28 protein-coding genes are annotated in these 25,516 nt (G+C 70.6%); 14 read left to right on the top strand and 14 right to left on the bottom strand.

The window, feature by feature from the left end:
• From paaE to paaA, 5 genes are read right to left on the bottom strand one after another with little or no spacing between them, the layout of a single operon-like run.
• Positions 1 to 1,089 carry a 1,2-phenylacetyl-CoA epoxidase subunit PaaE gene (paaE, locus tag AC1DB1_RS13170; protein WP_477201089.1) on the bottom strand — a complete coding sequence of 363 codons (1,089 nt, stop codon included), beginning with the start codon at positions 1,087 to 1,089 and terminating at the stop codon, positions 1 to 3.
• Positions 1,089 to 1,604, bottom strand: a complete 516-nt coding sequence (gene paaD / locus AC1DB1_RS13165; RefSeq protein WP_477201163.1) for a 1,2-phenylacetyl-CoA epoxidase subunit PaaD — start codon at positions 1,602 to 1,604, stop codon at positions 1,089 to 1,091. Before paaD ends, paaE begins: the two co-directional genes overlap by 1 nt.
• Entirely contained in the window at positions 1,598 to 2,479 is an 882-nt protein-coding gene (paaC, locus tag AC1DB1_RS13160) for a 1,2-phenylacetyl-CoA epoxidase subunit PaaC (RefSeq protein WP_477201088.1), read from the bottom strand. Before paaC ends, paaD begins: the two co-directional genes overlap by 7 nt.
• Positions 2,476 to 2,790 carry a 1,2-phenylacetyl-CoA epoxidase subunit PaaB gene (paaB, locus tag AC1DB1_RS13155; RefSeq protein ID WP_477201087.1) on the bottom strand — a complete coding sequence of 105 codons (315 nt, stop codon included), beginning with the start codon at positions 2,788 to 2,790 and terminating at the stop codon, positions 2,476 to 2,478. The genes paaC and paaB overlap by 4 nt, the downstream gene beginning before the upstream one ends.
• Positions 2,790 to 3,788: a 1,2-phenylacetyl-CoA epoxidase subunit PaaA gene (gene paaA / locus AC1DB1_RS13150; protein ID WP_477201086.1), complete on the bottom strand. Its 999-nt coding sequence runs from the start codon at positions 3,786 to 3,788 to the stop codon at positions 2,790 to 2,792. Before paaA ends, paaB begins: the two co-directional genes overlap by 1 nt.
• Positions 3,789 to 3,862: 74 nt before the next feature.
• On the opposite strand from paaA, the gene AC1DB1_RS13145 reads away from it, so the two are divergent.
• Positions 3,863 to 4,459, top strand: coding sequence for a TetR/AcrR family transcriptional regulator (locus tag AC1DB1_RS13145; RefSeq protein ID WP_477201085.1), 597 nt, complete (start codon positions 3,863 to 3,865; stop codon positions 4,457 to 4,459).
• 106 nt (positions 4,460 to 4,565) lie between these two features.
• Here AC1DB1_RS13145 and paaZ read toward each other — a convergent pair whose 3' ends face one another.
• Positions 4,566 to 6,632 carry a phenylacetic acid degradation bifunctional protein PaaZ gene (gene paaZ / locus AC1DB1_RS13140; protein WP_477201084.1) on the bottom strand — a complete coding sequence of 689 codons (2,067 nt, stop codon included), beginning with the start codon at positions 6,630 to 6,632 and terminating at the stop codon, positions 4,566 to 4,568.
• 38 nt (positions 6,633 to 6,670) lie between these two features.
• On the opposite strand from paaZ, the gene AC1DB1_RS13135 reads away from it, so the two are divergent.
• Positions 6,671 to 7,072 (top strand): PaaI family thioesterase, encoded by a 402-nt coding sequence (locus AC1DB1_RS13135; protein WP_271175483.1) that lies wholly within the window; start codon positions 6,671 to 6,673, stop codon positions 7,070 to 7,072.
• Here AC1DB1_RS13135 and AC1DB1_RS13130 read toward each other — a convergent pair.
• The 4 genes from AC1DB1_RS13130 to AC1DB1_RS13115 all read right to left on the bottom strand — a co-directional run bounded on the left by AC1DB1_RS13130 (position 7,047) and on the right by AC1DB1_RS13115 (position 10,461).
• Positions 7,047 to 7,958, bottom strand: coding sequence for a 3-hydroxyacyl-CoA dehydrogenase family protein (locus AC1DB1_RS13130; protein WP_477201083.1), 912 nt, complete (start codon positions 7,956 to 7,958; stop codon positions 7,047 to 7,049). The genes AC1DB1_RS13135 and AC1DB1_RS13130 overlap by 26 nt on opposite strands.
• Entirely contained in the window at positions 7,955 to 8,707 is a 753-nt protein-coding gene (locus AC1DB1_RS13125; RefSeq protein WP_477201082.1) for an enoyl-CoA hydratase/isomerase family protein, read from the bottom strand. Before AC1DB1_RS13125 ends, AC1DB1_RS13130 begins: the two co-directional genes overlap by 4 nt.
• The gene (locus tag AC1DB1_RS13120; protein WP_477201081.1) at positions 8,704 to 9,888 is read right to left on the bottom strand and encodes an acetyl-CoA C-acyltransferase; all 1,185 of its coding nucleotides are present in this window, start codon (positions 9,886 to 9,888) and stop codon (positions 8,704 to 8,706) included. Before AC1DB1_RS13120 ends, AC1DB1_RS13125 begins: the two co-directional genes overlap by 4 nt.
• Positions 9,889 to 10,032: 144 nt before the next feature.
• Positions 10,033 to 10,461, bottom strand: a complete 429-nt coding sequence (locus AC1DB1_RS13115) for an Lrp/AsnC family transcriptional regulator (protein WP_271175479.1) — start codon at positions 10,459 to 10,461, stop codon at positions 10,033 to 10,035.
• Positions 10,462 to 10,610: 149 nt separating this feature from the next.
• Here AC1DB1_RS13115 and pdhA point away from each other — a divergent pair, with 149 nt between their 5' ends.
• From pdhA to AC1DB1_RS13090, 5 genes are read left to right on the top strand one after another with little or no spacing between them, the layout of a single operon-like run.
• On the top strand, positions 10,611 to 11,687 hold the full coding sequence (gene pdhA / locus AC1DB1_RS13110) for a pyruvate dehydrogenase (acetyl-transferring) E1 component subunit alpha (protein ID WP_477201080.1): 1,077 nt from the start codon (positions 10,611 to 10,613) through the stop codon (positions 11,685 to 11,687).
• Entirely contained in the window at positions 11,684 to 12,727 is a 1,044-nt protein-coding gene (locus tag AC1DB1_RS13105; protein WP_271175477.1) for an alpha-ketoacid dehydrogenase subunit beta, read from the top strand. The genes pdhA and AC1DB1_RS13105 overlap by 4 nt, the downstream gene beginning before the upstream one ends.
• Positions 12,724 to 14,103, top strand: a complete 1,380-nt coding sequence (locus AC1DB1_RS13100) for a dihydrolipoamide acetyltransferase family protein (protein WP_271175476.1) — start codon at positions 12,724 to 12,726, stop codon at positions 14,101 to 14,103. Before AC1DB1_RS13105 ends, AC1DB1_RS13100 begins: the two co-directional genes overlap by 4 nt.
• Before the next feature lie 16 nt (positions 14,104 to 14,119).
• Entirely contained in the window at positions 14,120 to 14,251 is a 132-nt protein-coding gene (locus tag AC1DB1_RS13095; protein WP_477201079.1) for a hypothetical protein, read from the top strand.
• Positions 14,252 to 14,273: 22 nt separating this feature from the next.
• On the top strand, positions 14,274 to 15,239 hold the full coding sequence (locus AC1DB1_RS13090; protein WP_477201078.1) for a DMT family transporter: 966 nt from the start codon (positions 14,274 to 14,276) through the stop codon (positions 15,237 to 15,239).
• A gap of 40 nt (positions 15,240 to 15,279) precedes the next feature.
• Here the strand turns inward: AC1DB1_RS13090 and AC1DB1_RS13085 are convergent, their stop codons facing one another.
• Together AC1DB1_RS13085 and msrB are read right to left on the bottom strand one after the other, a co-directional pair.
• Positions 15,280 to 15,831 (bottom strand): nitroreductase family protein, encoded by a 552-nt coding sequence (locus AC1DB1_RS13085; protein ID WP_477201162.1) that lies wholly within the window; start codon positions 15,829 to 15,831, stop codon positions 15,280 to 15,282.
• Between the two features lie 2 nt (positions 15,832 to 15,833).
• On the bottom strand, positions 15,834 to 16,235 hold the full coding sequence (msrB, locus tag AC1DB1_RS13080; protein ID WP_271175473.1) for a peptide-methionine (R)-S-oxide reductase MsrB: 402 nt from the start codon (positions 16,233 to 16,235) through the stop codon (positions 15,834 to 15,836).
• A 138-nt stretch (positions 16,236 to 16,373) separates the two neighbouring features.
• Here msrB and AC1DB1_RS13075 point away from each other — a divergent pair, with 138 nt between their 5' ends.
• From AC1DB1_RS13075 to groL, 4 genes are all read left to right on the top strand, one after another.
• Positions 16,374 to 16,730, top strand: coding sequence for a DUF3263 domain-containing protein (locus tag AC1DB1_RS13075; RefSeq protein WP_477201077.1), 357 nt, complete (start codon positions 16,374 to 16,376; stop codon positions 16,728 to 16,730).
• Positions 16,731 to 16,744: 14 nt separating this feature from the next.
• The gene (locus AC1DB1_RS13070; protein WP_271175471.1) at positions 16,745 to 17,299 is read left to right on the top strand and encodes a LytR C-terminal domain-containing protein; all 555 of its coding nucleotides are present in this window, start codon (positions 16,745 to 16,747) and stop codon (positions 17,297 to 17,299) included.
• A 184-nt stretch (positions 17,300 to 17,483) separates the two neighbouring features.
• Entirely contained in the window at positions 17,484 to 17,687 is a 204-nt protein-coding gene (locus AC1DB1_RS13065) for a cold-shock protein (RefSeq protein WP_271175470.1), read from the top strand.
• A 238-nt stretch (positions 17,688 to 17,925) separates the two neighbouring features.
• Complete coding sequence (groL, locus tag AC1DB1_RS13060; RefSeq protein ID WP_271175469.1) at positions 17,926 to 19,545, top strand: chaperonin GroEL; 1,620 nt, start codon at positions 17,926 to 17,928, stop codon at positions 19,543 to 19,545.
• A gap of 402 nt (positions 19,546 to 19,947) precedes the next feature.
• Here the strand turns inward: groL and AC1DB1_RS13055 are convergent, their stop codons facing one another.
• On the bottom strand, positions 19,948 to 21,666 hold the full coding sequence (locus AC1DB1_RS13055; RefSeq protein ID WP_477201076.1) for a sensor histidine kinase: 1,719 nt from the start codon (positions 21,664 to 21,666) through the stop codon (positions 19,948 to 19,950).
• Between the two features lie 46 nt (positions 21,667 to 21,712).
• The gene (locus AC1DB1_RS13050) at positions 21,713 to 22,405 is read right to left on the bottom strand and encodes a response regulator transcription factor (RefSeq protein WP_055895214.1); all 693 of its coding nucleotides are present in this window, start codon (positions 22,403 to 22,405) and stop codon (positions 21,713 to 21,715) included.
• Positions 22,406 to 22,539: 134 nt separating this feature from the next.
• Here AC1DB1_RS13050 and AC1DB1_RS13045 point away from each other — a divergent pair, with 134 nt between their 5' ends.
• The 3 genes from AC1DB1_RS13045 to AC1DB1_RS13035 all read left to right on the top strand — a co-directional run bounded on the left by AC1DB1_RS13045 (position 22,540) and on the right by AC1DB1_RS13035 (position 25,508).
• Positions 22,540 to 23,766: an NAD(P)/FAD-dependent oxidoreductase gene (locus AC1DB1_RS13045; RefSeq protein WP_477201075.1), complete on the top strand. Its 1,227-nt coding sequence runs from the start codon at positions 22,540 to 22,542 to the stop codon at positions 23,764 to 23,766.
• Between the two features lie 97 nt (positions 23,767 to 23,863).
• Positions 23,864 to 24,760, top strand: a complete 897-nt coding sequence (gene folP, locus AC1DB1_RS13040) for a dihydropteroate synthase (protein WP_477201161.1) — start codon at positions 23,864 to 23,866, stop codon at positions 24,758 to 24,760.
• Entirely contained in the window at positions 24,753 to 25,508 is a 756-nt protein-coding gene (locus AC1DB1_RS13035) for a pyrimidine reductase family protein (RefSeq protein WP_477201074.1), read from the top strand. Before folP ends, AC1DB1_RS13035 begins: the two co-directional genes overlap by 8 nt.
• The last annotated feature ends 8 nt before the right edge of the window (positions 25,509 to 25,516 follow it).

Genomic DNA, 25,516 nt, shown 5'->3' with positions numbered 1-25,516 from the left:
CTAGACGTCGTAGTCCACGACCACGCGGTCGGTGACGGGATGCGATTGGCAGGTGAGCACGTAGCCGCGTTCCAGCTCCTCCGGCTCGAGCGCGTAGTTCTCGGTCATCCGCACGTCGCCGGAGACGAGCCGGGCACGACAGGTGCCGCAGACACCGCCCGCGCAGGCGAACGGCACGTCGGGCCGCACGCGCAGCGCGGCGTTCAGCACGGACTCGTTCGCGTCCACCGGCGTCGTGACCGTCGACGTCTGGCCGTCGAGCGAGAACTCGATCTCGACCGTCTTGTCGCCCTCGTGGGTGATCACCGGACGCCCGGTGTCGCCGGTCACCTGGCCGGGCTCGCCCGTGGTGAACAGCTCGAAGTGGATGTGCGGTCGCTCGACGCCGAGCTCCTCCAGCACGTCGCGGCACAGCTGCACGAGCTCGAACGGCCCGCAGAGGAACCACTCGTCGACCGTCGCCGGCGGGATCAGCACGTCGAGCAGCCGGCGCAGCCGTTCCTCGTCGATGCGGCCCGAGAGGAGAGGAGCGGAGCGCTGCTCGCGCGACAGCACGTGGTGCAGTGCGAGCCGCGCGGGGTAGCGGTCTTTCAGGTCGGAGAGCTCATCGAGGAACATCACGTCGATCGCGGTGCGGTTCGTGTAGACGAGCGAGAATCGCGCGGTGTCCGACGCGGCCAGGATGCTGTGGGCCAGCGCCATCAGCGGCGTGATGCCCGAGCCCGCCGCGACGCCGACGATGTGCTTTCCGTCGAGCGCGCCGAGGTCGGTGGTGAAGGTCCCCTGCGGGCTCATCACGTCGATCCGGTCGCCGGCGGCCAGCTGCGACGTCGCCCATGTCGAGAACGCGCCACCGAGATCCCGCTTGATCGCCACGCTGATGCTGCCCGGCGTCGGCGGCCGGCAGAGCGAGTAGCTGCGGCGCAGCTCGTGGCCGTCGACGGTCGCCCGGAGCGCGACGTGCTGGCCGGGCAGGTAGTCGTAGGCGCCGCGCAGGTCGTCGGGGACGGCGAAGGTGACCTCGACGCTCGCCGCGGTCAGCGGCCGCACCTCGGCGACGGCGAGCGTGTGGAACCGTGCGCGCGCCATCAGAACGCCTTGAAGTAGTCGAATGGCTCGCCGCACGCGGCGCACTCGTAGAGCGCCTTGCACGAGGTCGAGCCGAACCGCGAGATCTCCCTGGTGTCGAGCGACTGGCAGTGCGGGCACTTCACGGCCATCCGCACGCGGACGGCGCCAATGACCGGCGCGCCCCCGCTGGGCGGCGCGATCCCGAACTCCTCGAGCGCGGCCCGGCCGGCGTCGCTGATCCAGTCGGTCGTCCAGGCAGGGGTCAGCGCGAGGCGCACCGTCACGGGGCCGAAGCCGGCGTCGCCGAGCGCGCGCTGCAGATCCTGACGGATCGCCTCCATCGCCGGGCATCCGCTGTAGGTGGGGGTCACGACGACGTTCACGCCGTCGTCGGTGACGGTGACCTCGCGCAGGATGCCGAGGTCGTCGATGGTCAGCACCGGCACCTCCGGGTCGACGACGGCGGCGGCGGCCGACCACGCGCGAACCGCGTCGGCGCTGTGGCTGCTCCAGCGTGCGACCCCGGTCACCAGCTCGCCCCCGGATGCTGCCGCGCGAGCACCTGCAGCTCCGCGAGCAGCGGGCCCAGGTACTCCGAATGGTTCCCGCGCCGGCCGCCGCCGGACGCCTCGAACGTCGACGGCGTCTCCAGCTCGCACTCGCGCAGCACGGGCGCGATGGATTCGTCGAAGGCGGCGCGCAGCGTCGACGGCCGCGGTGCGAGACCTTCGAGCCGGTCGTTCAGCGGCTCGTCCTCGAACAGTTCGGCGACCGTCGGCCACAGGTCGTCGAGCGCGATGAGCAGGCGGCGACGCGACTCGTCGGTGCCGAGCGCGAGCCGCAGCATCCACTGATCGGCGTGGTCGCGGTGGTAGTCGACCTCTTTGACGGCCTTCGCGGCGACGGCGGCGAGCACCGGATCGGTGGAGGCCCGCAGCCGGAGGTAGAGCTCGAACAGGTAGTGGGACGCAGCGAACTGTCGCACGATGGTGTGCGCGAAGTCGCCGTTGGGCTGCTCGAACAGGTGCGCCGACCGGAACTCGTGCTCGTCGCGCCAGTACGCCAGGTCGTCCTCGCTGCGCCCGGTGGCGGTGCCCGCGTAGCGCAGCAGCGAGCGGGCGTGCCCGAGCAGATCGAGGGCGATGTTGGCGAGAGCGACGTCCTCTTCGAGCTCGGGGGCGCGCGAGATCCACGCGCCGAGTCGCTGCGCGAGGATCAGCGAGTCGTCGCCCAGCCAGAGGGCGTACTCCGCGACATCCGGTGTCGCGACCTCGGTGCCGGGGGCGAAGTCGCCGGCGTACTCGGCGGCGAGCGTCACGGTGCTGACCTCGACGTGGCCGTGCTCGGCCGGGTCGCCGTGCGCGCCGGCGTCGGGCGCGCCGGCGCCGGGTGCGTGCTCGTCGCTCACAGGTGCTTCACCCCTTCGCTGGCCGTGTAGTACGTGGCGTGCCGGTAGTTCTTGCCGGCGGGCGACTCGAAGAAGGCGCCCTTGGCATCCGGATCGCTGGCGGTGATGGCGTCGGACGGCACGACCCAGATCGAGACGCCCTCGTTGCGCCGGGTATAGAGGTCGCGGGCGTTGCGCACGGCCATCGTCTCGTCGGGCGCGTGCAGCGAGCCGACGTGCACGTGGCTGAGTCCGCGGCTCGACCGCACGAAGACCTCCCAGAGGGGCCAGGTCTCGGGATGCGCGTCGCCGGGGGTCCCCGGGGCCGACATCAGGCGGCCGCCACTCGGCCGGATTGCTTCGCGGCGTAGGCGGCCGCGGCCTCCCGCACCCAGCGGCCGTCCTCGTGCGCCTCGCGCCGGCGCTGCATCCGCTGCGCGTTGCACGGACCGCGCCCGGAGAGCACCTCGTTGAACTCGGTCCAGTCGATCGGTCCGAGGTCGTACGCCTGGCGCTCTTCGTTCCAACGCAGGTCAGGGTCGGGGAGCGTGACGCCGAGCACCTCCGCCTGCGGCACGAGCATCCCGACGAAGCGCTGGCGCAGCTCGTCGTTCGAGAAGCGCTTGATCTTCCAAGCCATCGAGCGGGCGGAGTTGGGGGAGTCGTCGTCGGGCGGGCCGAACATCATCAGTGACGGCCAGTACCAGCGGTTCACCGCATCCTGGGCAAGTTGTTGCTGGGCGGACGTGCCGCGCATCAGCGAGAGCAGGATCTCGAAGCCCTGCCGCTGGTGGAACGACTCCTCTTTACAGATGCGCACCATCGCGCGGCCGTACGGCGCATACGAGGCGCGGCAGAGCGGCACCTGGTTGCAGATCGCCGCGCCGTCGACGAGCCAGCCGATCGCGCCCATGTCGGCCCAACTGACCGTGGGGTAGTTGAAGATCGAGGAGTAGCGCGCCTTGCCGGCGATGAGCTGCTCGGTCATCTCGTCGCGCGTGATCCCGAGGGTCTGGGTGGCGGAATAGAGGTAGAGCCCGTGCCCGGCCTCGTCCTGCACCTTGGCCATCAGGATGGCCTTGCGCTTGAGGCTCGGGGCGCGGGTGATCCAGTTCGCCTCCGGCTGCATGCCGATGATCTCGGAGTTCGCGTGCTGCGACATCTGCCGGATGAGCGTGCGGCGATAGTCGTCAGGCATCCAGTCGCGGGGCTCGACGCGCGAGTCGGCGGCGATGAGGTCGTCGAATCGCTGCCGGCCGGCCGCCTCCTCGGCGTCCAGGCGTGCGTCGTGCTCTGCGTGCTGCCCCGTGTCCTGCTGGGTCGTCGTCATTGACACTCCCGAATTACTGACTGATCGTTCGTTTAGTATATGCCAGTGGGTCGAGCGCATGCCACACTAGGCGGATGACCGAGACCGCACTCCGCCGCGGCCGCCCCGGCTACGACCAGCGCGGCATCCTCGAGGTCGCCGTGACGGCCTTCAACGAGTACGGCTACGACGCCACCTCGATCGGGATGCTCGCCGAACGGCTCGGGCTCTCCAAGTCGGCGATCTACCACCACGTGTCGTCGAAGGACGAGCTGCTGGCGCTCGCGCTCGACGAGGCCCTCGGCGACCTCGAGGGCGTTCTCGCGGCATCCGGTGCGACGACCGGCAGCGCCGCCGACCGGCTGGCCTCGGTGCTGCGCGGCGCGGTCGCGGTGCTCACGGACAAGCTGCCCTACGTCACGCTGCTGCTGCGGGTGCGCGGCAACACCGAGATCGAGCGGGCGGCGCTCGCCCGCCGGCGTGCGTTCGACCGGGCCGTCGCCGAGCTCGTCGTTCAGGCCCGCGACGAGGGTTCCCTGCGCGCCGACGTCGACCCCGGCATCGTGGCCCGCCTCCTGTTCGGCATGATCAACTCGATCGTGGAGTGGTACCGCCCCGACGGCCCCGAGACCCCCCAGCAGCTCGCTGACGACCTCCTCACCATCGCCTTCACCGGCCTCCGTACCCCCTGACCCCCTGACCCGCTGACCCGCTTCCGTTGAGGGGTGGCGAATCGGGGTAAACACGCCGAGGGAAGCCCGATTCGCCACCCCTCAACGAAAAACTTGGGTGCGCGGGTCAGTGCTTGGCGACGAGCGTGAGCACGTCGTAGGTCGCGACCGTCTCGTCGCGCTGGTTCGTGATCAGCGCGTCCCAGCGCACCTCGCCGTAGTCGTCCGTCTCGCGCGGCGTGATCTGCTTGGCCGTGAGCGCGACCCGGATGCTGTCGCCGGGCGACACGGGCGTCACGAACCGCAGGTTCTCGAGCCCGTAGTTGGCGAGCACCGGCCCCGGAGCGGGATCCACGAACAGCCCGGCCGCCCACGACACCAGCAGGTATCCGTGCGCAACGCGTCCGGGGAAGAACGGATTGGCCGCCGCGGCCTCCTCGTCCATGTGCGCGTAGAACGTATCGCCGGTGAACGCCGCGAACGTCTCGATGTCGTCGAGCGTCACCGCGCGCGACGCCGACCGCACCTGGTCGCCGATCGTCAGCTCCGCCAGCGACCGCCGGAACGGGTGCGGCCCCTCGGCCGAGGCGGCAGCGCCCGGGTGCCACACCCCGGTGATCGCGGTCAGCAGGTCGGGGGTGCCCTGGATCGCGGTGCGCTGCATGTGGTGCAGCACGGCCCGGATGCCGCCGAGCTCCTCCCCGCCGCCGGCGCGTCCGGGACCGCCGTGCACGAGGTGCGGCACCGGCGAGCCGTGTCCGGTGGAGGTACGGGCGTCGTCGCGATCGAGCAGGAGCACGCGGCCGTTGTACGCCGCGATCCCCGTGACGAGCTCGCGCGCGACCTCCGGGTCGTGCGTCGCCACGCTCGTCACCAGCGAACCGCCGCCGAGCGCCACCAGGCGCGCGGCCTCCGCCGTCGTCGTGTAGCCCAGGATGCTCGCCACCGGCCCGAACGCCTCGACCGTGTGCACCGCCTCGGCCGTCGCGTCGGGGAAGCGCAGCAGGATCGGCTCGACGAACGCGCCCTCCGGCGCCGCCCCGCGGGAGCCGTCGGCGCGCACGATCGTCGGCTGACCGAGCCCGCCGAGCACGAGCTCGCCGCCGCCCTCGACGAGCCGCCCGACCTGGCGCAGCACCTTCGTGCGCTGGGCGGCTGAGACCAGCGGTCCCATCGTCACGCCCTCGGCGCGCGGGTCGCCGATCACCACGCGCTCCTCGATGCGGGAGCGCACGGCGGCGATCAGGTCGCCGATCAGCGCCTCCGGCACGATCGCGCGCCGGATGGCGGTGCACTTCTGCCCGGCCTTCGCGGTCAGCTCGGCGACCAGCTGCTTGACGTACGCGTCGAACTCCGGCGTGCCCGTCACCGCATCCGGCCCGAGCACCGAGGCGTTGATCGAGTCGGTCTCGCTGGTGAACCGCACCCCGCCGGTCTGCACCGAGTCGTTCGCGCGCAGCTTCTCGGCCGTCGACGCCGAGCCTGTGAAGGCGACCAGGTCGCCGAGCCGCAGCAGGTCGAACAGGCCGGGCACCGGCCCGGAGACCAGCTGCAGCGAGCCCTCGGGCAGCAGCCCGCTCTCGAGCATCACGCGCACCATCGCTTCGGCGAGGAACGCGGTCGGCGTCGCCGGCTTGACCAGCGTGGGCATGCCCGCCAGGAACGCCGGCGCGAACTTCTCGAGTGCGCCCCACACCGGGAAGTTGAAGGCATTGATCTGCACCGCGACGCCCGGCAGTCGGGTGAAGATGTGCCGGCCGAGGAAGGAGCCGTCCTTCGAGAGCGTCTCGGCGGCGCCGTCGAGGTACACCTGTGCATTCGGCAGTTCGCGCCGTCCCTTGGACGAATACGTGAACAGCACGCCGATACCGCCGTCGATGTCGACCCAGGAATCCGCCTTCGTCGCCCCGGCACGGCTCGACAGCTCGTACAGCTCGGCCTTCCGCTCGGTGAGCGCCTGCGCGAGCTGCTTCAGCAGCACCGCGCGCTGGTGGAAGGTCAGGGCTCCGAGCGACCGCTGACCGACGGTCCGGGCGTAGTCGAGGGCGCCGGCGAGGTCGACGCCCTCGGTGCCCACCCGGGCGATCGGGGCGCCGGTCGAGGCGTCCGTCACCAGCGCGGCTCCCGCCTCCGCGCCGTCGGGCGTCCACCACGCGCCCTTCACGAAACTGGGCAGGATGCCGGGCTCACTCATGGGGGACCTCCTCGAAAGCGGCTGGGTATGCTGTGCCCATGGCCGATGGTGACTGGACGATCGAGCTCGGCGAGCTCGACGTGAAGATGGGCGTTCGCATCCTGGAGCAGTCGGCGGAACGGGTCGTGGCGACCATGCCGGTCGAGGGCAACCGCCAGTCGTTCGGTCTGCTGCACGGCGGGGCGTCCGTCGCGTTCGCCGAGGCGCTCGGCTCCTGGGCGGCGGTGATCCACGCCGGGCCGGGCCGCTCGGCGGTGGGGCTCGACATCAACGCGACGCACCACCGGTCCGTGCGCAGCGGCACCGTCACCGGCGTCGCCACCGCCATCCGGCTCGGGCGCACCATCGCCTCGCACGAGATCGTGGTGACCGACGACGAGGGCAACCGCCTCTGCACCGCGCGCATCACCAACCTCATCGTCGACGCTCCTGGTCGCTAGGCGTCGTCCCCGCCCACTCGTAGAACCCCCGGCCGGATTTGCGTCCGAGGGCGCCGTCGGCGACCATCCGGCGCAGCAGCTCCGGCGGCTCGAAGCGGGCGCCGAGGTGCGCGCTCAGGTACTCCGCGATGCCGAGCCGCACGTCCAGCCCGACGAGGTCCGTCAGCATCAGCGGGCCGACCGGATGCTTGTAGCCGAGCACCATCGCGGCGTCGATGTCCTCGGCGGTCGCGACGCCCTCCTCGAGCATCCGGATCGCCTCGAGGCCGAGGAGCACGCCGAGGCGTGACGAGGCGAACCCGGGGGAGTCGGTGACGGTCACCGGCGTCTTGCCGAGCGCCCGCACCCACGTCTCGGTGGTGGTCACGACCGCTGGGGAGGTGGCCGAGCCGATCACGACCTCGACCAGGGCGGACGAGGGGACCGGGTTGAAGAAGTGCATCCCGAGGAACCCACCCGGGCGTCCGATCCCGGTCGCGAGTTCGTCGATCGAGATGGACGACGTGTTCGTGGCCAGTACCGCGTCGGCGGCGACGACGCGTTCGACGCGGCGCAGGGCCGCGACTTTGAGTCCGCGGTCTTCCGGCACGGCCTCGATCGCCAGCCGCGCGTCCTCGAGCTCCGCTACGTCCGTCGTGACGGTGAGGCGCCCGGCCGGCGGTTCGGGGGCGCCCCGTTGCACGCTCGCCGCCACCGTCGCCAGCACGCGACTGCGCGCGGCGCTCGCCGCGGTGTCGTCCCGCTCGAGCACGGTCACCCGGGAACCCGCCATCAGAAAGGCGTGCGCGATCCCGGCGCCCATCCGGCCGCCGCCGATCACTCCGACGATCGCCGGTACGTCCGCACCGGCGTGGCCGCCCGTCGTCTCGGTCTGCTCCGCGCTCACCGTCGTCGCCGTTTCTCGAGGAAGTCGGTCATCCGTCGCTGCTTCTCCGGCGACTCGAGCAGCACGGCCTGCGCCTCCCGCTCGGCTGCCGGATGCTCGGCGCGGCCCGCGTGCAGCACCGCCTTCGTGTACCGGGTCGCCAGCGGATCGTTGGCGGCGATCCGGTCGGCGAGCGCGTGCGCGGCCGGCAGCAGGTCGGCGGGGTCGTGCAGCTCGGTGACGAGCCGCACCGCGAGCGCCTCTTCGCCGTTCAGGATGCGGCCGGCCAGCACGATCTCGGCGGCGAGCGGCTCGCCGACCAGCTCGGGCAGCCGCCATAGGGCTCCGGCCGCGGCGATGATCCCGAGCCCCGTCTCCGGGTTGCCGATGCGCAGGCGCGGAGTGGCGATGCGGAAGTCGGCCGCGTAGGCGAGTTCGGCGCCCCCGCCGAGTGCGTAGCCGTCGAGGGCGGCGATCACGGGCATGGGCAGCGCGGCCACCCGGCTGAAGATCGCCGCGTTGATGCCGAGGTGGGCGTCCGCCGCCCGTCGTTCCCTCAGCTCGGCGATGTCCGCGCCCGACGCGAAGACGCCGTCGGCGCCCGTGATGATCAGGATGCGCGGCGCCCCCTCCAGCTCGGCGCACAGCGCGTGCAGCTCGTCCACCATGGGCTGGTCGATCGCGTTGCGGGCATCCGGCCGGTTGAGCGTGGCGACGACACGGTCGGGGAGCTCCTCGATCAGCAGCGTCCCGCCGTCGTGCGCCGTCATGGCCGCTCCAGGATGAGCGCCGAGCCCTGGCCGACCCCGACGCACATCGTGGCGAGGCTGTAGCGGGAGTCCTCGCGTTCCATCCGGCCCAGCAGCGTGACCAGGATGCGCGCCCCGCTCGAGCCGAGCGCGTGCCCGAGCGCGATGGCCCCGCCGTCGGCGTTGACCCGCTCCTCGACGAGACCCAGCCTCCGGATGCACGCCAGTGCCTGGCTCGCGAACGCCTCGTTCAGCTCGATGCTGCCGATGTCGTCGAGGGCGATGCCGCTGCGCCCGAGCGCCTTCTGGGTCGCCGGCACCGGGCCGAGCCCCATGATCTCGGGGGCGAGCCCGACGCTGGCGCCGACCACGACACGGGCGCGTGGGGTCAGGCCGTACCGCTGGACCGCGGCGGCGCTGGCCACCAGCACGGCGGAAGCGCCGTCGTTGAGCGGAGAGGAGTTGCCGGCCGTCACCACCTCGCCGCCGGCGACGACGGGGCGCAGCGCGGCGAGCGCCTCCAGGCTGGTGTCCCGCCGGATGCCCTCGTCGACGACGACCTCGCCGGCCTTCGTCGCCACGGGGACGATCTCGTCGGCGAAGCGCCCGCCGTCCGTCGCGGCGGCGGCCCGCCGGTGGCTCCCGAGGGCGAAGGCGTCGGCATCCGCTCTGCTGATCCCATCGAGCCTGGCGACCTCCTCCGCCGTCTCCGGCATCGAGTACGTGGCCTTGTCGCGGGCGAGCATCCGGGGGTTGGTGAAGCGCCAGCCGATGGAGGTGTCGAACTGCGCACCCGGCTTCGCGAACGCCTTCTCCGGCTTCGCCTGCACCCACGGAGCGCGGGTCATCGACTCGACCCCGCCGGCGACGACCAGATCGGCATCGCCGGCCCGGATGCTCTGCGCGGCCATCGTCACGGCCGACAGGCCGGAGGCGCACAGCCGGTTGACGGTCACCCCGGGCACGGAGTCGGGCAGGCCGGCGAGCAGCGCGGCCATGCGGGCGACGTTGCGGTTGTCCTCGCCCGCCTGATTGGCGGCGCCGAGGATCACCTCGTCGAGCAGGAGGGGGTCGACGTTCGCGCGACGCACGGCCTCGCCGACGACGAGGGCGGCCAGATCGTCGGGCCGGATGCCGGAGAGCGCACCGCCGTACCGGCCGACGGCCGTGCGGACACCGCCCACCAGGTAGGCCTCGGCCATCGCATCTTCTCCCGACGTCGTCGTCGTTGCTTCACTGCTTCGCGCTGTCGCTGCTGTCGCTGCTTTCGCGGCGTCGCTGCCGATCGTATTTACCGACCGAACGTTCAGCAAGTAATCCTCGCAGACGCGCCGCCCGGCCACAACTCAACGTGTGTCGTGGTCCTCGAAGATCAGCGACGTCTTCGTGTCGCGCACCGACGGGATGGCGGGGAGCTCCTCCAGCACCACGCGTCGCAGGTCTTCGTTGTCGCGGGCGCGCACGAGCAGGATCACGTCGAAGTCGCCGCCGACGAGCGCGAAATGCTCCACCTCGGGGATCGACCGCAGCCGGTCGCGCAGCTCGTGCCACGACGACTGCTCCACGCGCATCGTCACGTAGGCCGAGGAACCGCGCCCGGAGCGCGCCGGGTCGACCTTGGCCGTGAATCCGGTGATCACGCCCTCATCGAGCAGGCGCGCGAGCCTCGTGTAGGCGTTCGCGCGGGAGACGTGCGCCGCATCGGCGACCGCCGTGATCGACGCCCGCCCGTCCGCGCGCAGGGCATCGACGATGCGGGAGTCGATTTCGTCCATGCGGCGGCCCTCCATCGGGTTCGATGCGAGACAGTCTGCCATCGAAATCGCCCCGACGACAGCATCCGTCTCGATATCCGCCGACAGATGGCGCACGCGGTCCAGCGAAGTCATCCTGAGAGGGAGCGACGTCTTTCAAAGGAGAACGGATGCACGCCCACGATCTGCTGCCGCGCGACACCCCCGTGCGGCTCATCGAACAGGACGGCTCGTCCCACCCGGACGAGCAGTACCCCACCCCGTCCGTCGAGCGTCTGACCGACGGCTATCGCCATCTCGTGGTCGGCCGCCGCATCAACGACCAGGCCAACGCGCTGGTGCGGCAGGGAAAGCTCGCCGTCTACCCGTCGTCGCACGGCCAGGAGGCCTGTCAGGTCGCCGCCGCGCTGGTGCTGGGCGCGGAGGACTGGCTGTTCCCGACCTACCGCGACACCGTCGCCGTGATCACCCGGGGCGTCGATCCGTTCGAGGCCTTCCTGCTGCTGCGCGGGGACTGGCACTCCGGCTACGACCCGCGCGAGCACCGAATCGCCCCGCAGGCCACCCCCCTGGCCACGCAGCTGCTGCACGCCGTCGGTTTCGCTCACGCCGCGAAACTCCGGGGTGAGGACACCGTCGTCGTCGCCCTCTGCGGCGACGGAGCGACCAGCGAGGGCGACTTTCACGAGGCGCTCAACTTCGCCGCCGTCTTCCACGTTCCCGTGGTCTTCCTCGTGCAGAACAACGGCTACGCCATCTCGGTGCCGCTGAGCAGGCAGACGGCCGCCCCGTCGATCGCGCACAAAGCGATCGGTTACGGGATACCCGGCCGCCAGGTCGACGGCAACGACCTCGCCGCTCTGCTCGCCGTGCTCGGCGAGGCCGTCGAGAACGCGCGCGGCGGGGGAGGGCCGGCCCTGATCGAGGCCATCACCTACCGGATGCAGTCCCACACCAACGCCGACGACGCCACCCGCTACCGCAGCGACGAAGAGGTGCGGCCGTGGCTCGAGCGCGACCCGCTGGTGCGCCTCCGAACCTGGCTCACGGCGCAGGGCGCGTTGAGCGAGGGCGACGACGCCGCCTTCCACGCCCAGGCCGAGCGGGTCGCCACCGACCTGCGCGCGGCGATCAACGCCGACGCCGTACCGCATCCGGACGACCTCTTCGCATTCGTCTACGCCACCCCCACGCCGCAGCTGCGCGAGCAGTCGGCCATGCTCGCCGCCGAGGAGGCCGCCCGATGACGCTCATGCACGATGCCAACGTGACGCAGGACGCCGTGTCGCAGGACGCCGCGACGCAGCCCACCACCATGACCATGGCGCAGGCGCTCAACCGCGCGCTCGCCGATGCGCTCGAGCAGGATGCGTCGGTGCTCGTCTTCGGCGAGGACGTCGGCGTGCTCGGCGGGGTCTTCCGGATCACCGACGGCCTCACCGCGCGGTTCGGGGAGCAGCGCTGCTTCGACACCCCGCTCGCCGAGGCCGGCATCGTCGGCACGGCGGTCGGCATGGCGATGAACGGGATGCGCCCCGTCGTCGAGATGCAGTTCGACGCCTTCGCGTATCCCGCGTTCGAGCAGATCGTCGACCACGTGGCCAAGATGGGCAACCGCACCCGTGGCTCCGTTCGCCTGCCGATGGTCATCCGCATCCCGTACGCGGGCGGCATCGGCGGCGTCGAGCATCACTCCGACTCCTCGGAGGGCTACTACGTGCACACGCCCGGGCTCACGGTCGTGTCCCCGGCGACGCCGCAGGACGCCTACGGGCTGCTGAGGGCGGCGATCGCGTTCCCCGACCCGGTCGTCTTCCTCGAGCCGAAGAAGCTGTACTGGTCGACGGGCGTCGTCGACGTGACCGCGCCGCTGCCCGAGCTCGGCCGCGCACGGATCGCCCGCGAGGGCACGGATGCCACCCTGATCGCCTACGGGCCGTCGGTGCCCGTGGCGCTCGCCGCCGCCGAGGCCGCCGAGCAGGAGGGGCGCAGCCTGCAGGTGATCGACCTGCGCAGTCTCGTGCCGTTCGACGACGAGACCGTGTGCGACGCCGTGCGCGCGACCGGCAGAGCGGTCGTCGTGGCGGAGGCGCCCGGGTTCGCCAGCATGGCGTCGGAGATCGCGGCGCGCGTCTCGGAACGCTGCTTCCACTACCTTGAGGCGCCGGTGCGACGCGTGACCGGCTTCGACATCCCGGCCGCGCCGCCGAAGCTCGAGCGGTACTCGCTGCCGGGAGTCGACCGGATCCTCGACGCCGTCGACGACCTGCAGTGGGAAGACGCATGACCGCCCGCGTCTTCGCGCTGCCCGACCTCGGCGAGGGCCTCACCGAGGCCGAGCTCGTGCACTGGCTCGTCGCGATCGGCGACACCGTGCGCATCGACCAGCCGATCGCCGAGGTCGAGACCGCGAAGTCGATCGTGGAGGTGCCGTCGCCGTACGCCGGCGTGATCGAGAAGCTGCACGGCGAGGAGGGCGACACGCTGGATGTCGGCGCGCCGTTCATCGAGGTGCGCGAGCCGGCCGACGATGCGGCGGCTCCCGCCCAGAGCAGCGAACCGGATGCGGCTGCGCCCGCCGCTGCCGGCTCGGGCTCCGGTCACGTGCTCGTCGGCTACGGCACGTCGGACATCCAGCATTCTGCGCGCCGCCGCCGGGGCCGCGCGTCCACGGTCACGGCCGCGCCGGCCGCGCCGGCCGCAGCGACCGCGCCGGCCGCAGCGGCCGCGCCGGTCACCGGGATCGTGCCCGTCATCTCACCCGTCGTGCGCACCCTGGCACGGACGCACGGCGTCGACCTGTCGACGATCCGTCCCACCGGCGACGGCGGCGTCGTCACCCGCCGCGACGTCGAGCAGGCGTTCGCGACCCAGGCCGAGCCGGCGATGCCGGGCACCGAGCCCGCCTCCGCACCCACTTCCGCGCCTGCGGACGGCGCTCCGGCCGACTCGCGCACCGGCCTCGCCATCGCGGCGACGACCCCGTTCAGCCTGTTCCGCCGCACGGTGGCCGCGAACATGACGCGCAGCCGCTCCGAGATCCCCGAGGCGACCGTGTGGGTCGACGTGGACGCGACCGAGCTGTGGGACGCGCGCAAGCGCATCCGGCTGGGGGACCGCACGCCGTCGCTGCTGTCGTTCGTCGCCCGCTTCACGCTGGCCGCGCTCGCCAGGCGCCCAGAACTCGCCGGCCGGGTGACCGCATCCGGCGACGGGCTCGAGACCTTCGAGGGCGTCAACCTCGGGTTCGCCGTCGACTCGCCACGCGGGCTGGTCGTTCCGGTGGTGCGCCGCGCAGACCGGATGACCATCCGCGAGCTCGACGCCGCCTTCGACCGCCTCACCCGGCAGGCACGGGAGGGATCGCTCGCCCCGGCCGAGCTCACCGGCTCCACGTTCACGATCAACAACTACGGGAGCCTCGGCGTCGACGGCAGCGCCGCGATCATCAACCACCCGGAGGTCGCCATCCTCGGGATCGGCCGGATGATCGAGCGTCCGTGGGTCGTCGACGGCGCTGTCGTGCCGCGCCGGATCGCCCAGCTGTCCCTTGTCTTCGACCACCGCGTCACCGACGGCGGTGTCGCGGCCGGGATGCTGCGCGAGGTCGCCGACGCCGTCGAGTCGCCGCTCGCGTTGCTCGCCGACGCGCCGCCGGCGTGAGCGTACGCTGAGGCGCATGACCGACAAGAAGCCCTCCGAGACCGACGACGACCACGACCTGAGCGAGGAGAAGCTCGTGGCACCCGAGGAGAACATCGACTGGCTGCCCCAGCCGGAGCCGACCGATGGCGAGGCACCGGCCCCCTGACCGCGGCCCGTAGGCTTGGGTGGTGAACACGCCGCCCAAGCCCCATCTTCCCGTCTGGGTCGCGATCGTCGCCCTGGTGCTCTGCGGCGCCCTGGTCGCGGTGCAGTCCCGCATCAACGGCGAGCTCGGCCGGCAGCTCGGCGACGGCTTCACGGCCGCGCTGATCTCCTTCGGCTCCGGCCTGGTCATCCTGGTGATCGCGCTGGCGTTCGCTCCGGCCGGCCGGCGCGGGCTGGGGCGCGTGCGCACAGCCCTCCGCGACGGCGAACTGCGCTGGTGGTACGTCTGCGGCGGCGCGGCCGGTGCGTTCCTGGTGCTCTCGCAGGGACTGACGGCCGCCGTGCTCGGCGTGGCCCTCTTCACGGTGGCGATCGTCGCCGGGCAGACGGTCAGCGGCCTCGTCTTCGACCGGATCGGTCTCGGCCCCGGCGGCAAGCGCCTGCTCACCGCTTCGAGGGTGGTCGGCGCCGTCCTCGCCCTGGTCGCCGTCACCTGGGCCGTCTCGGCGCAGCTGAGCGGCTCGGTCCCGCTCTGGATGCTCGTGCTGCCGCTGATCGCGGGGCTCGGCCTCGGCTGGCAGCAGGCGGTCAACGGGCGCGTGCGTGTCTCCTCCGGAAGCGCGCTGACCGCGACGTTCCTCAACTTCCTCGTCGGGACCGCCGTGCTGCTCGTGCTCATGGTGGTGCACTCGGCGCTCGTGGGATGGCCGACCTCGCTGCCGACCGCACCCTGGCTCTATCTCGGCGGCGCGATCGGCTGCATCTTCATCGGGGGCTCGGCGCTCCTGGTGCGCGTGACCGGAGTGCTGGTGCTCGGCCTCGCCACGGTGGCCGGTCAGCTGCTGGCGGCGCTGCTGCTCGACGTGGTTGCGCCGGCGGACGCGCATCCGGTGGCCTGGTCGACGGTCGCGGGAACACTGCTGGCCCTCGTCGCGGTCGCGGTCGCCAGCATCCGGTGGAAGCGGCCTGTCGCGTCTACTGAGGCGTAAGCCGCCGTGGCCCTCCGAGCGTGGCCCTCCGAGCGTGGCCCTAGGAGAGGGTCGTGAGGTACCGCTCCGGGTCGATCGACTTGCGGAAGCCTTCCTTCGAGCCGTCCGGGATGCCGCCGACGTAGAGCCAGCCCAGCAGCCGCTCGTTCTTCTTCAGGCCGTGCATCGCGTGCACCGCCTTCGAGCGGGTGTGGTGACCGGTGCGCCAGATCACGCCCCAGCCCGCATCGTGCAGCAACAGGCTCAGGATGTGCGCGACGCCCGAGGCCACCGCGTCCTGCTCCCAGCCGGGCACCTTCTCGCTCTTCGTGCGCACCGCGACCACGGCGAGCAGCAGAGACGAGCGGAGCGGCTTGGAGGCGAGCTTCTCCGCGTCGGAACCGTTCGCGTGGGCGTCCTTGACGAACGCCGCGCCGAGGCGCTTACGGGCGTCGCCGCGGAGTTCGATGATGCGCCACGGGTGCATCGAGCTGTGATCGGCGACGCGTCCCGCGGCTGCTACCAGGGGGAGCAGCTCCTCGTGCGACGGGGCGGCTTCGGTGACGCGCGAATAGGAGCGCCGCGACGAGACGGCGTCGACGAGGGAGACCACGGTCACTCGGCCGGGCTGAAGTTGAGCGAGATCGAGTTCATGCAGTAGCGGTCGCCCGTCGGGGTGCCGAAGCCGTCGTCGAAGACGTGGCCGAGGTGCGAGCCGCAGGCGGCGCAGCGGACCTCGGTGCGGACCATGCCCAGGCTGCGGTCCTCGATGAGCTGCACGGCCTCGGGCCGCACCGACTCGTAGAAGCTCGGCCAGCCGCATCCGGAGTCGAACTTGGTTCCGGACTTGAAGAGCTCGGCGTTGCAGGCGGCACAGGTGTAGAGGCCGGCGCGGCTCTCGTCGAGCAGCTCGCCGGTCCAGGGACGCTCCGTCGCGGCCTCGCGGAGCACCGCGTACTGCTCGGGGCTGAGCTCCTCGCGCCACTCATCGTTGCTCTTGGTGACGTCGTAGTTCATGGCGGGGTCCTTTCGTCAGACACAACACTAAACGGCGGCGGGGTCGTCCCTGTTCCCTGATTCGCCGCCTGACCTGCCACGGGATTTCCAGGCGACGTGCCGCGGGCTTGGGGCAACACACAGAATCGCGCAAATAGGATGAACCGCGAATGGCGGCTCGACATGGCAGTAGCTCGGTACGCGACGGAAGGGCGTGAGGTGGCGAACGCGGCAGACGACCAGGCTCGCTCCGCGCATCCGGACACGGGACTGAGCGAACGCGATGCCTCGATCCTCGCCTTCGAGCGGCAGTGGTGGCGTCACGCCGGCGCCAAGGAACAGGCGATCCGCGAGGAGTTCGGTCTTTCCGCGGCACGGTACTATCAGCTGCTTGGGGCGTTGATCGACTCGCCGGCCGCCCTGCAACACGACCCGATGCTCATCAAAAGGCTGCACCGCGTGCGCGAAGCTCGCATCGCCGCCCGGAGCACCAGGACGCTCGCGTCCGACAACTGAGGACCCCCGACACGATGGCTGAGAAGTACCCGAAGGACCGTTTCGACACGATCCCAGAAGACCTGCACCGCGTCGGCGCCCACCGGGCGCCCCGCGCGCGCGGCCGTGGCTGGATCGGCGTCGGCTGGGCGGCTCTCGCCACCGTCGTGCTCGTCGGCCTCGGCGTCTTCGGTCTGTCACTTGTTGACAGCGGCAACTCCTTCAACGGCGCCATCGGTTCGACGTCGAAGTCGGCGACGGCAACGCGCACGCCGACACCGACGCCGACCATCACTCCCATCGTCGACCCCAAGCTCACCGTCAACGTGCTGAACGGCACGGCGACCGCCGGGCTGGCCAACTCCGTCGGCGATGCCCTCGCCAAAGCCGGCTGGAAGGTCGGCGCTCGCGCCAACGCCAGCGAGACGGACCTGACGCAGACGATGGTCTACTACTCCGACCCCAAGAACCAGGCGGCCGCCCTCGGCGCTGCCAAGAGCCTGCCCGGTGCGAAGATCGGCCAGACGCAGGACTACGCGGAGACGGGCGCCGACCTCACCGTCGTCGTCGGCAGCGATTACAAGGGCTGATCCCCGTCGCATCCGGCCGCTCGCGGACCAGATGTTTCAGGCGTGTTTAACTTCGAACGAATTCGCGTCATTTCGTGCCTCATTCGTGAAAATGCTGGTGATTACTTGGATCGAAAGCATTAGTATCTGGATTCAACGCGCGGTGATGGGCCGTCGCTTCGAAACACAGCAATGGGAGTAATGCATGGCGAACGGAACCGTGAAGTGGTTCAACGCTGAGAAGGGCTACGGATTCATCACCGTCGACGATGGGGGACAGGACGTCTTCGTCCACTACTCCGCAATCGACATGAGCGGCTACAAGGTCCTTGAAGAGGGCCAGCAGGTCGTGTTCGAAGTCGGTAGTGGGCAGAAAGGCCCGCAGGCCGAGTCGGTTCGTCCGGCGTAGCACGCAGCTAGACCAATACAGGAGGAGCGCCGGCCCACGTGGCCGGCGCTTCTTCGTGCGCGGTGCGCCGCTCGGTGCTCCGCTCGTTGCTCCGCTCGTTGCTCCGCTCGTTGCGAACGGCGGCGTCTCGTCTTGCACTCGACAGCCCCGAGTGCCAGAATCGCTTTTAGCACTCCATCTGATCGAGTGCTAACCATTCGCATCTTTCGCAGACGTCCGGGAGGGACGAGAAACAAACATGGCAAAGATCATTGCTTTCAACGAGGACGCGCGCCGCGGCCTCGAGCGCGGCCTGAACATCCTGGCCGACACCGTCAAGGTGACGCTCGGCCCGCGCGGTCGCAACGTTGTGCTCGAGAAGAAGTGGGGCGCCCCCACCATCACGAACGACGGCGTCTCCATCGCCAAGGAGATCGAGCTCGACGACCCGTACGAGAAGATCGGCGCGGAGCTCGTCAAGGAGGTCGCCAAGAAGACCGACGACGTCGCCGGCGACGGAACCACCACCGCTACCGTGCTCGCTCAGGCGCTCGTCAAGGAGGGCCTCCGCAACGTGGCCGCCGGCGCCGACCCGATCACCCTCAAGCGTGGCATCGAGAAGGCTGTCGCCGCGGTGACCGCCGAGCTCATCGCCAACGCGAAAGAGGTCGAGACCAAGGAAGAGATCGCCGCGACCGCGTCGATCTCGGCCGGTGACTCGGTCATCGGTGAGATCATCGCCGAGGCGATCGACAAGGTCGGCAAGGAGGGCGTCGTCACCGTCGAGGAGTCGAACACCTTCGGCACCGAGCTGGAGCTCACCGAGGGCATGCGCTTCGACAAGGGCTACCTGTCGCAGTACTTCGTCACCGACCCGGAGCGCCAGGAAGCGGTCTTCGAGGACCCGTACGTCCTGATCGCCAACCAGAAGATCTCCAACATCAAGGACCTGCTGCCAATCGTCGACAAGGTGATCCAGGCGAACAAGCAGCTCCTGATCATCGCCGAGGACGTCGACGGCGAGGCTCTGGCCACGCTGATCGTCAACAAGATCCGCGGCATCTTCAAGTCGGTCGCCGTCAAGGCTCCCGGCTTCGGCGACCGCCGCAAGGCGCAGCTGCAGGACATCGCCATCCTCACCGGCGGTCAGGTCATCTCGGAGGAGGTCGGACTCAAGCTCGAGAACGTCACCCTCGACCTCCTCGGTACGGCCCGCAAGGTCACCATCACCAAGGATGAGACCACCATCGTCGAAGGCGGCGGAGACCCCGAGCAGATCGCGGGCCGCGTCGCCCAGATCCGCAACGAGATCGAGAACACCGACAGCGACTACGACCGTGAGAAGCTGCAGGAGCGCCTGGCGAAGCTCGCCGGCGGTGTTGCGGTCATCAAGGCCGGCGCCGCGACCGAGGTCGAGCTCAAGGAGCGCAAGCACCGCATCGAAGACGCCGTGCGCAACGCCAAGGCCGCTGTGGAAGAGGGCATCGTCGCCGGTGGTGGCGTCGCGCTCATCCAGGCCGGCAAGACCGCTTTCGAGAAGCTCGAGCTCACGGGCGACGAGGCGACCGGTGCGAACATCGTCAAGGTCGCCATCGAGGCTCCGCTCAAGCAGATCGCCATCAACGCGGGCCTCGAGGCCGGCGTCGTGGTCGAGAAGGTCCGCAACCTGCCGGTCGGACACGGCCTCAACGCCGCGACCGGCGAGTACGTGGACATGCTCGCCTCGGGCATCAACGACCCGGTGAAGGTCACCCGCTCGGCGCTGCAGAACGCTGCGTCGATCGCCGGACTGTTCCTCACCACCGAGGCCGTCGTCGCCGACAAGCCGGAGAAGAACCCGGCTCCGGTCGGCGACCCGACCGGTGGCATGGACTTCTAAGTCCCAGCACCTCTGCGAGAGGGCGTCTCCTTCGGGAGGCGCCCTCTTTCGTTGTGCCCGGAGGCTGTGGGCTGCGTGCCGGGGAAGCCTGCGGTCTGCATAACTCCGGAAGGTGGAGGTGACACGCCGGTCGGTTCCGCGTTCATCCGGAAGGTGGGGCGATTGCGGGCCGTTGTTCCGGAGTTGTGCGGGCGCCACCCTGTGCGGCTGTGAACGCCCTCGTGCGTAACTCCGGAAGGTTGAGGTGACACGCCGGTCGGTTCCGCGTTCATCCGGAAGGTGGGGCCATTGCGGGCTGATATTCCGGAGTTGTGCGGGTGGTAGCGGGGCGGCAGCGGGCAGCGAGGCGGCAGCAGGCCGTCGGTCGGCCCCGGCCGCGGGGCGGCCGCCGCGCCGCACGCGTCAGGCGGCGGGCGCGGTCAGCGGCTGCGGGGAGGAGGGCGACTCGGCGAGCGGCAGCGAGATGCGGAAGGTCGCCCCACCGCCCTCGGTCTCCACGACCTCCACGGTGCCGTTGTGTGCGGCGATGATCGACGACACGATCGCCAGCCCCAAGCCGCTGCCGCCCGTCTCGCGCGTGCGCGACGTGTCGGCGCGCCAGAAGCGCTGGAAGATCTTCTCGCGGATCTGCGGCGGGATGCCCTCGCCGTGGTCGCGCACCTCGAGGATCGCCCGATCGGTCTGGTGGTTCACCTGCACCACGATCTCGATGGGGCTGTCGTTGGCGGTGAAGCGCAGCGCGTTGCCCATGAGGTTCGTGACGACCTGGCGGATCTTGTTCTCCTCCGCCATGACGATCGCCGGCTCCGCGGCAGGAGCCTGGGGAAGGAGCACCTGCTCGGCCGTCTCGACCTGCATGGTCGCTCCCGTGCTCGCCCGGCGCGGACGCCGGCCGCGGAACCGCGCGAGCGTGGCGCCGGCGAAGGCGATGGGTCCGGTGGCGTTGGACGGCTTGCCCGCGTCGGGGACCGCCATCGGAACGGTGTCGAGGCCGGGCTCGTCGAGCGGGACCCGCGGAGAGAGCACGGCATCCGGGGTGAGCACGGTGACGACGCGGCCCGGTGACCCGGCCATCGCATCCATCGCGGCGTCGCGCGCGATCGGCACGAGATCGACCGGATGCAGGTCGAGCGGCTTGGTCTCGTCGAGGCGGGCCAGCTCGAGCAGGTCTTCGACGAGGACGCCCATGCGGATGGCCTCCTTCTCGATGCGGTCCATCGCCTGCGCGACGTCCTCCGGCGTCTGGAGCGCGCCCATCCGGTACAGCTCGGCGTAGCCGCGCACGGAGACGAGGGGCGTGCGCAGCTCGTGGCTGGCGTCGCCGACGAACCGGCGCATCTGCTCGATCGTCTTGGCGCGGTCGTTGAAGGCGCGGTCGATGCGGTTCAGCATCGTGTTCAGGGAGCGGTTGAGGCGGCCGACCTCGGTGTTCGGCGTGGCTCCGCCGAGGCGCTGGCTGAAGTCGCCGTCCGCGATGGACGCGGCGGTCTCCTCTACGGCACGCAGCGGCGCGAAGGTGGTGGTCACGAGCATCCGGGTGAGGCCGGCGCCGACGATCACGACGATCACGCCGAACCCGAGGAAGATCGCGAGGAAGCTCGCCATCACGGTGTCGATCTGTCCGGTGGAGGTCGCGACGATCGCGGTGCCGAGCGATCCGGCCGGCGACACGAGCGTGACCGTCTGGGTCAGCGCGCGGTAGAGCGTGTGCCCGTCGTTGCTCGGCAGGTTCGCCGCGCCCTGCTGGCTCCAGCTCTTACCCGTCGCCAGGGAGAGCTTCTCGGGGATCGCCGGGCGGCGCGACTCCGGGATGTTCGACCAGTTCGAGCGCACCAGCTTGCCGTCGGCGTCGTACAGGGCCGCGAAGTAGTTCGACGAGCTGCCGTCCGACGCGATCTTGTCGCTGTCGGACGTGCTGCTGCCGAGGTACGCGTTGAGGTTGTTCGGCTGCGAGGCGGCCCCGAGCTGAGCATCCAGCTGATTGAGCAGCACGGGCTTCAGCATCGCCATCGTGCCGATGCCCGTGACGAGCAGCCCGAGCGTCAGCATCAGCACGGTCACGCCCGTGATCTTGGTGCGGAGAGAGATCGCGTTCCAGCGATCGAGAAGGCGTGCGTGCATCAGGCCGCCAGTTTACGAAGGCAAGCTGTGGCCATGGTGTGGGCGCTCAGACTTTCGCGGCCTTCAGCATGTAGCCGAAACCGCGCTTGGTCTGGATGAGCGGCTCGCTCGAGTGCGCGTCGACCTTGCGGCGCAGGTACGAGATGTAGGACTCCACGATGCCGGCGTCGCCGTTGAAGTCGTACTCCCAGACGTGGTCGAGGATCTGCGCCTTGCTGAGCACCCGGTTGGGGTTGAGCATCAGGTAGCGCAGCAGCTTGAACTCGGTCGGGCTCAGCTCGATGGCCGTGTCGCCGACGAACACCTCGTGGGTGTCCTGATCCATGGTGAGCTCACCGGCTCGGATCACGGCGTCTTCGTCGGCCTGCATCGTGCGGCGCAGGATGGCCTTGATGCGGGCGACGATCTCGTCGAGGCTGAACGGCTTGGTGACGTAGTCGTCGCCGCCGACCGTGAGACCGGTGATCTTGTCTTCGGTGTCGTCTTTGGCCGTGAGGAACAGGATGGGCGCGGTGTACCCGGCGCCGCGGAGGCGCTTGGTGACGCCGAAGCCGTTCATGTCGGGCAGCATGACGTCGAGGATGATCAGGTCGGGTTCCTCTTCGAGGACCGCGGAGATCGCTTGAGCACCGTTGCCGACCGCACGCACGGCGAACCCGGCGAAGCGGAGGCTGGTGGTGAGGAGGTCGCGGATGTTGGGCTCGTCGTCGACGATGAGAATGCGAGGGCCAGCGTTCATGGAAATATTATCTGCGCGTCGGCTGAATCCAAGCTGTGAGTCGTCGGTGTGCGCTGAGTACACAGTGCTGGCGGCGCCCGTGTGAACGGTGGATGCTGAGAGGAGACGCTGCGAAGCCCACCAAGGAGGACGCCATGCCCACACCCACCGTCGTCATCGCCGGCGCGGGTCTCGCCGGAGCGACGACCGCCACCGAGCTGCGCGAGGGCGGGTACGAGGGCAGGATCCTGCTGCTCGGCTCCGAGGCGCATCATCCGTACATCCGGCCGCCGCTGTCGAAGGAGTACCTGAAGGGCGAGGCCGACCGCTCGGAGGCGTTCGTGCATCCGGACGAGTGGTACGCGCAGCACCACATCGAGTTCATGCCGAAGACCGAGGCGGGGTCGTTCGACGGCCCGGCGCACGAGCTGTTCGTCTCCGGGGGAGCGCGGCTCACCTTCGACAGCCTGGTGATCGCGACCGGCGCCAGCCCGCGCCACCTCGACGTGCCGGGCGCCGGCCACGGCGCCGTGTACGTGCTGCGCACGATCGACGAGAGCGAGTGGCTGCGGTCGGCGCTCTCGGTCGGCGGCCGACGCGTGGTGATCGTCGGCTCCGGCTGGATCGGCATGGAGGTCGCGGCGGCCGCTCGCGGTTACGGCAACGACGTGACGGTGCTCGGGCACGCCGCGGTGCCGCTCGCGTCGGCGATCGGTCCGGAGCTCGGGCGCGTCTACGAGCAGCTGCATCGCGATCACGGCGTGGAGTTCCGCAACGGCGTCTCCGTTGTCGCCATCGGCGGGGACGACGACGGGCCACGCGAGGTGGTCGTCTCCAACGGCGAGCGGATCACCGCCGACATCGTGGTGGTCGGCGCCGGGGCGGCTCCGAACACGCTCGTCGCCGAGCGCTCGGGACTCGACCTCAACAACGGCATCCTGGTCGACGCCGGGATGCACGCCAGCGCGGAGGACGTGTACGCCGTGGGCGACGTGGCGAACCCGTTCCTCCCGGCCATCGGGCAGCACCTGCGCAACGAGCACTGGGCGAATGCGATCGCCGGCGGAAAGGTCGCTGCCCGCAGCATCCTCGGGCAGCACGCTTCCTATGACGACATCCCGTACTTCTACTCGGACCAATACGATCTGGGCATGGAGTATTCGGGCTACGGGCCGCTGGCGGCCGACGCCGAGATCGTCTACCGCGGCGACCGGGAGGCGCGCGAGTTCATCGCGTTCTGGCTGCGCGACGACCGCGTGGTCGCCGGGATGAACGTGAACGTCTGGGACGTGAACGAGGAGGTGCAGCGGCTGATCCGCAGCGGTGAGCGCGTCGACCGAGCGCGGCTGACGGACGAGAGCATCGACCTTGCGGCCGTCTGACCCGCCCGGCTCGTCCGCCGTCTCGGCGCCCGGTCCCGGCTCGCCGTCCGCCGTCTCGGCGCCCGGCCCCAACGCACCCGCCGCAGACACGCATCCGATGTACCTGCCGCCGCTGCGCGTGCCCATCCGCTCGATCGGCGCCCGCACCTTCGACTTCTCGCGCCGCGTCGCGGTGATGGCCGTGGTGAACCGCACCCCGGACTCGTTCTTCGACCAGGGCAGCACCTTCGCCCTCGACCGTGCCGTGACCGCCTCGTTCAAGGCCGTCGAGCGCGGCGCCGACTGGGTCGACATCGGCGGGGCCCCGTTCGCGCCGGGCGCGCCCATCCCGGTGGACGAGGAGGCCGACCGGGTGGTGCCGGTGATCGCCGAGCTGCGTGCCGGTTCCGACGTGGTGATCTCGGTCGACACGTTCCACGCCGAGGTGGCTCGACGCGCCATCCGGGCCGGTGCGACCGTGATCAACGACACGACGGGCCTGAGCGATCCCGGCCTGCTGCCCGTCGTCGCCGACAGCGAGGCGACGCTCGTGCTCACCCACAGCCTCGCCCGGCCGCGCACCCCGTATCCACGACCGCAGTACGACGACATCGCGGCCGAGGTCGCGGCCTTCCTCGCCGACCGGGTGGAGCGCGCGCTGGCCGCCGGCATCCCGGAGGAACGGCTCATCGTCGACCCCGGTCACGACCTCAACAAGAACACGCTGCACTCGCTCGAACTCACCCGGCGGCTGAGCGTGATCGCCGACCTGGGGTACCCCACGCTCGCGGCGGTCTCGAACAAGGACTTCATCGGAGAGACCCTCGACGCCCCGCGCGCCGAACGGCTCGAGGGCTCGCTCGCGGCCGCCGTGGTGGCGATCGTGAACGGGGCCAGGATCATCCGGATGCACGACGTGGCGGCCTCGGTCGCGGCGGCCAGGATGACGGAGGCGATCCTCGGCCTGCGCGAACCGGCCCACCTCCGGCACAACATGGGAGACGTGAATGACTGAGCCCGGCATCACGAAGGTGCACCCGCTGCCCGCCGTCGACGGTCTCGGCGACGATGAGATCGCCGCCCTCTACGCGGAGTCCGCCGGCGACGGCCCGTGGGTGCGCGTGAACTTCGTCTCCAGCGTCGACGGTGCGGCCACGCACCAGGGGCTCTCCGGCGGATTGTCCGACGAGGCGGACAAGCGCGTCTTCGCCATCCTGCGCCGGCTCTGCGACGTGGTCGTCGTCGGCGCGGGCACGGTGCGCGCCGAGAGCTACAGCGCGATGCGCGTCGATGCGGTGTCGGAGCGCATCAGGTCCGAGGCGGGCATGACCCCGCATCCGGTGTTCGCGATCGTCTCGGCCGCCCTCGACCTCGACCCGGCGAGCCCGATCTTCGCGGATGCGCCGCTCCGGCCGATCATCCTCACCACCGAGTCGTCGAGGCCGGATGCCCGCGAGGCGCTCGCCGAGGTGGCGGATGTCGTCGTGTGCGGGCGCGACCGGGTGGAGCCCGACGTGCTCGTGCGGGTGCTGAACGAGCGTGGCCTGGGCCGCATCCACTGCGAGGGCGGCCCGCATCTGTTCGCCGACCTGATCGCGACGGGGGTGCTCGACGAGCTGTGCCTGACGATCAGTCCGCGGCTCGAGGCGGGCGTCGCGTCACGAATCTCGGCGGGGGCGTCGCCGATCGTGCCCGTCGGGCTGCGGCTGGCGCACACGCTGATCTCCGGGGACACGCTGCTGCTCCGGTACCTGCGGCGATGAGCGCGGGA

The sequence above is a fragment of the Leifsonia sp. 10N434 genome (assembly GCF_056394405.1).
Note: the sequence above shows the minus strand (reverse complement) of the source record. Positions and strands in the feature narration are given on the sequence as shown.

What these genes read in the sequence shown, in the direction of transcription:
- AC1DB1_RS13115 (WP_271175479.1), bottom strand. Translation starts at nt 10,461, where the DNA reads ATGGACGAAATCGACTCCCGCATCGTCGATGCCCTGCGCGCGGACGGG.
- AC1DB1_RS13100 (WP_271175476.1), top strand. Translation starts at nt 12,724, where the DNA reads ATGACCGCCCGCGTCTTCGCGCTGCCCGACCTCGGCGAGGGCCTCACC.
- paaE (WP_477201089.1), bottom strand. Translation starts at nt 1,089, where the DNA reads ATGGCGCGCGCACGGTTCCACACGCTCGCCGTCGCCGAGGTGCGGCCG.
- AC1DB1_RS13095 (WP_477201079.1), top strand. Translation starts at nt 14,120, where the DNA reads ATGACCGACAAGAAGCCCTCCGAGACCGACGACGACCACGACCTGAGC.
- AC1DB1_RS13055 (WP_477201076.1), bottom strand. Translation starts at nt 21,666, where the DNA reads ATGCACGCACGCCTTCTCGATCGCTGGAACGCGATCTCTCTCCGCACC.
- AC1DB1_RS13145 (WP_477201085.1), top strand. Translation starts at nt 3,863, where the DNA reads ATGACCGAGACCGCACTCCGCCGCGGCCGCCCCGGCTACGACCAGCGC.
- AC1DB1_RS13065 (WP_271175470.1), top strand. Translation starts at nt 17,484, where the DNA reads ATGGCGAACGGAACCGTGAAGTGGTTCAACGCTGAGAAGGGCTACGGA.
- AC1DB1_RS13125 (WP_477201082.1), bottom strand. Translation starts at nt 8,707, where the DNA reads ATGACGGCGCACGACGGCGGGACGCTGCTGATCGAGGAGCTCCCCGAC.
- paaZ (WP_477201084.1), bottom strand. Translation starts at nt 6,632, where the DNA reads ATGAGTGAGCCCGGCATCCTGCCCAGTTTCGTGAAGGGCGCGTGGTGG.
- groL (WP_271175469.1), top strand. Translation starts at nt 17,926, where the DNA reads ATGGCAAAGATCATTGCTTTCAACGAGGACGCGCGCCGCGGCCTCGAG.
- folP (WP_477201161.1), top strand. Translation starts at nt 23,864, where the DNA reads ATGTACCTGCCGCCGCTGCGCGTGCCCATCCGCTCGATCGGCGCCCGC.
- AC1DB1_RS13070 (WP_271175471.1), top strand. Translation starts at nt 16,745, where the DNA reads ATGGCTGAGAAGTACCCGAAGGACCGTTTCGACACGATCCCAGAAGAC.
- AC1DB1_RS13135 (WP_271175483.1), top strand. Translation starts at nt 6,671, where the DNA reads ATGGCCGATGGTGACTGGACGATCGAGCTCGGCGAGCTCGACGTGAAG.
- paaB (WP_477201087.1), bottom strand. Translation starts at nt 2,790, where the DNA reads ATGTCGGCCCCGGGGACCCCCGGCGACGCGCATCCCGAGACCTGGCCC.
- pdhA (WP_477201080.1), top strand. Translation starts at nt 10,611, where the DNA reads ATGCACGCCCACGATCTGCTGCCGCGCGACACCCCCGTGCGGCTCATC.
- AC1DB1_RS13035 (WP_477201074.1), top strand. Translation starts at nt 24,753, where the DNA reads ATGACTGAGCCCGGCATCACGAAGGTGCACCCGCTGCCCGCCGTCGAC.
- paaA (WP_477201086.1), bottom strand. Translation starts at nt 3,788, where the DNA reads ATGACGACGACCCAGCAGGACACGGGGCAGCACGCAGAGCACGACGCA.
- AC1DB1_RS13105 (WP_271175477.1), top strand. Translation starts at nt 11,684, where the DNA reads ATGACGCTCATGCACGATGCCAACGTGACGCAGGACGCCGTGTCGCAG.
- msrB (WP_271175473.1), bottom strand. Translation starts at nt 16,235, where the DNA reads ATGAACTACGACGTCACCAAGAGCAACGATGAGTGGCGCGAGGAGCTC.
- AC1DB1_RS13120 (WP_477201081.1), bottom strand. Translation starts at nt 9,888, where the DNA reads ATGGCCGAGGCCTACCTGGTGGGCGGTGTCCGCACGGCCGTCGGCCGG.
- AC1DB1_RS13075 (WP_477201077.1), top strand. Translation starts at nt 16,374, where the DNA reads ATGAACCGCGAATGGCGGCTCGACATGGCAGTAGCTCGGTACGCGACG.
- AC1DB1_RS13045 (WP_477201075.1), top strand. Translation starts at nt 22,540, where the DNA reads ATGCCCACACCCACCGTCGTCATCGCCGGCGCGGGTCTCGCCGGAGCG.
- AC1DB1_RS13050 (WP_055895214.1), bottom strand. Translation starts at nt 22,405, where the DNA reads ATGAACGCTGGCCCTCGCATTCTCATCGTCGACGACGAGCCCAACATC.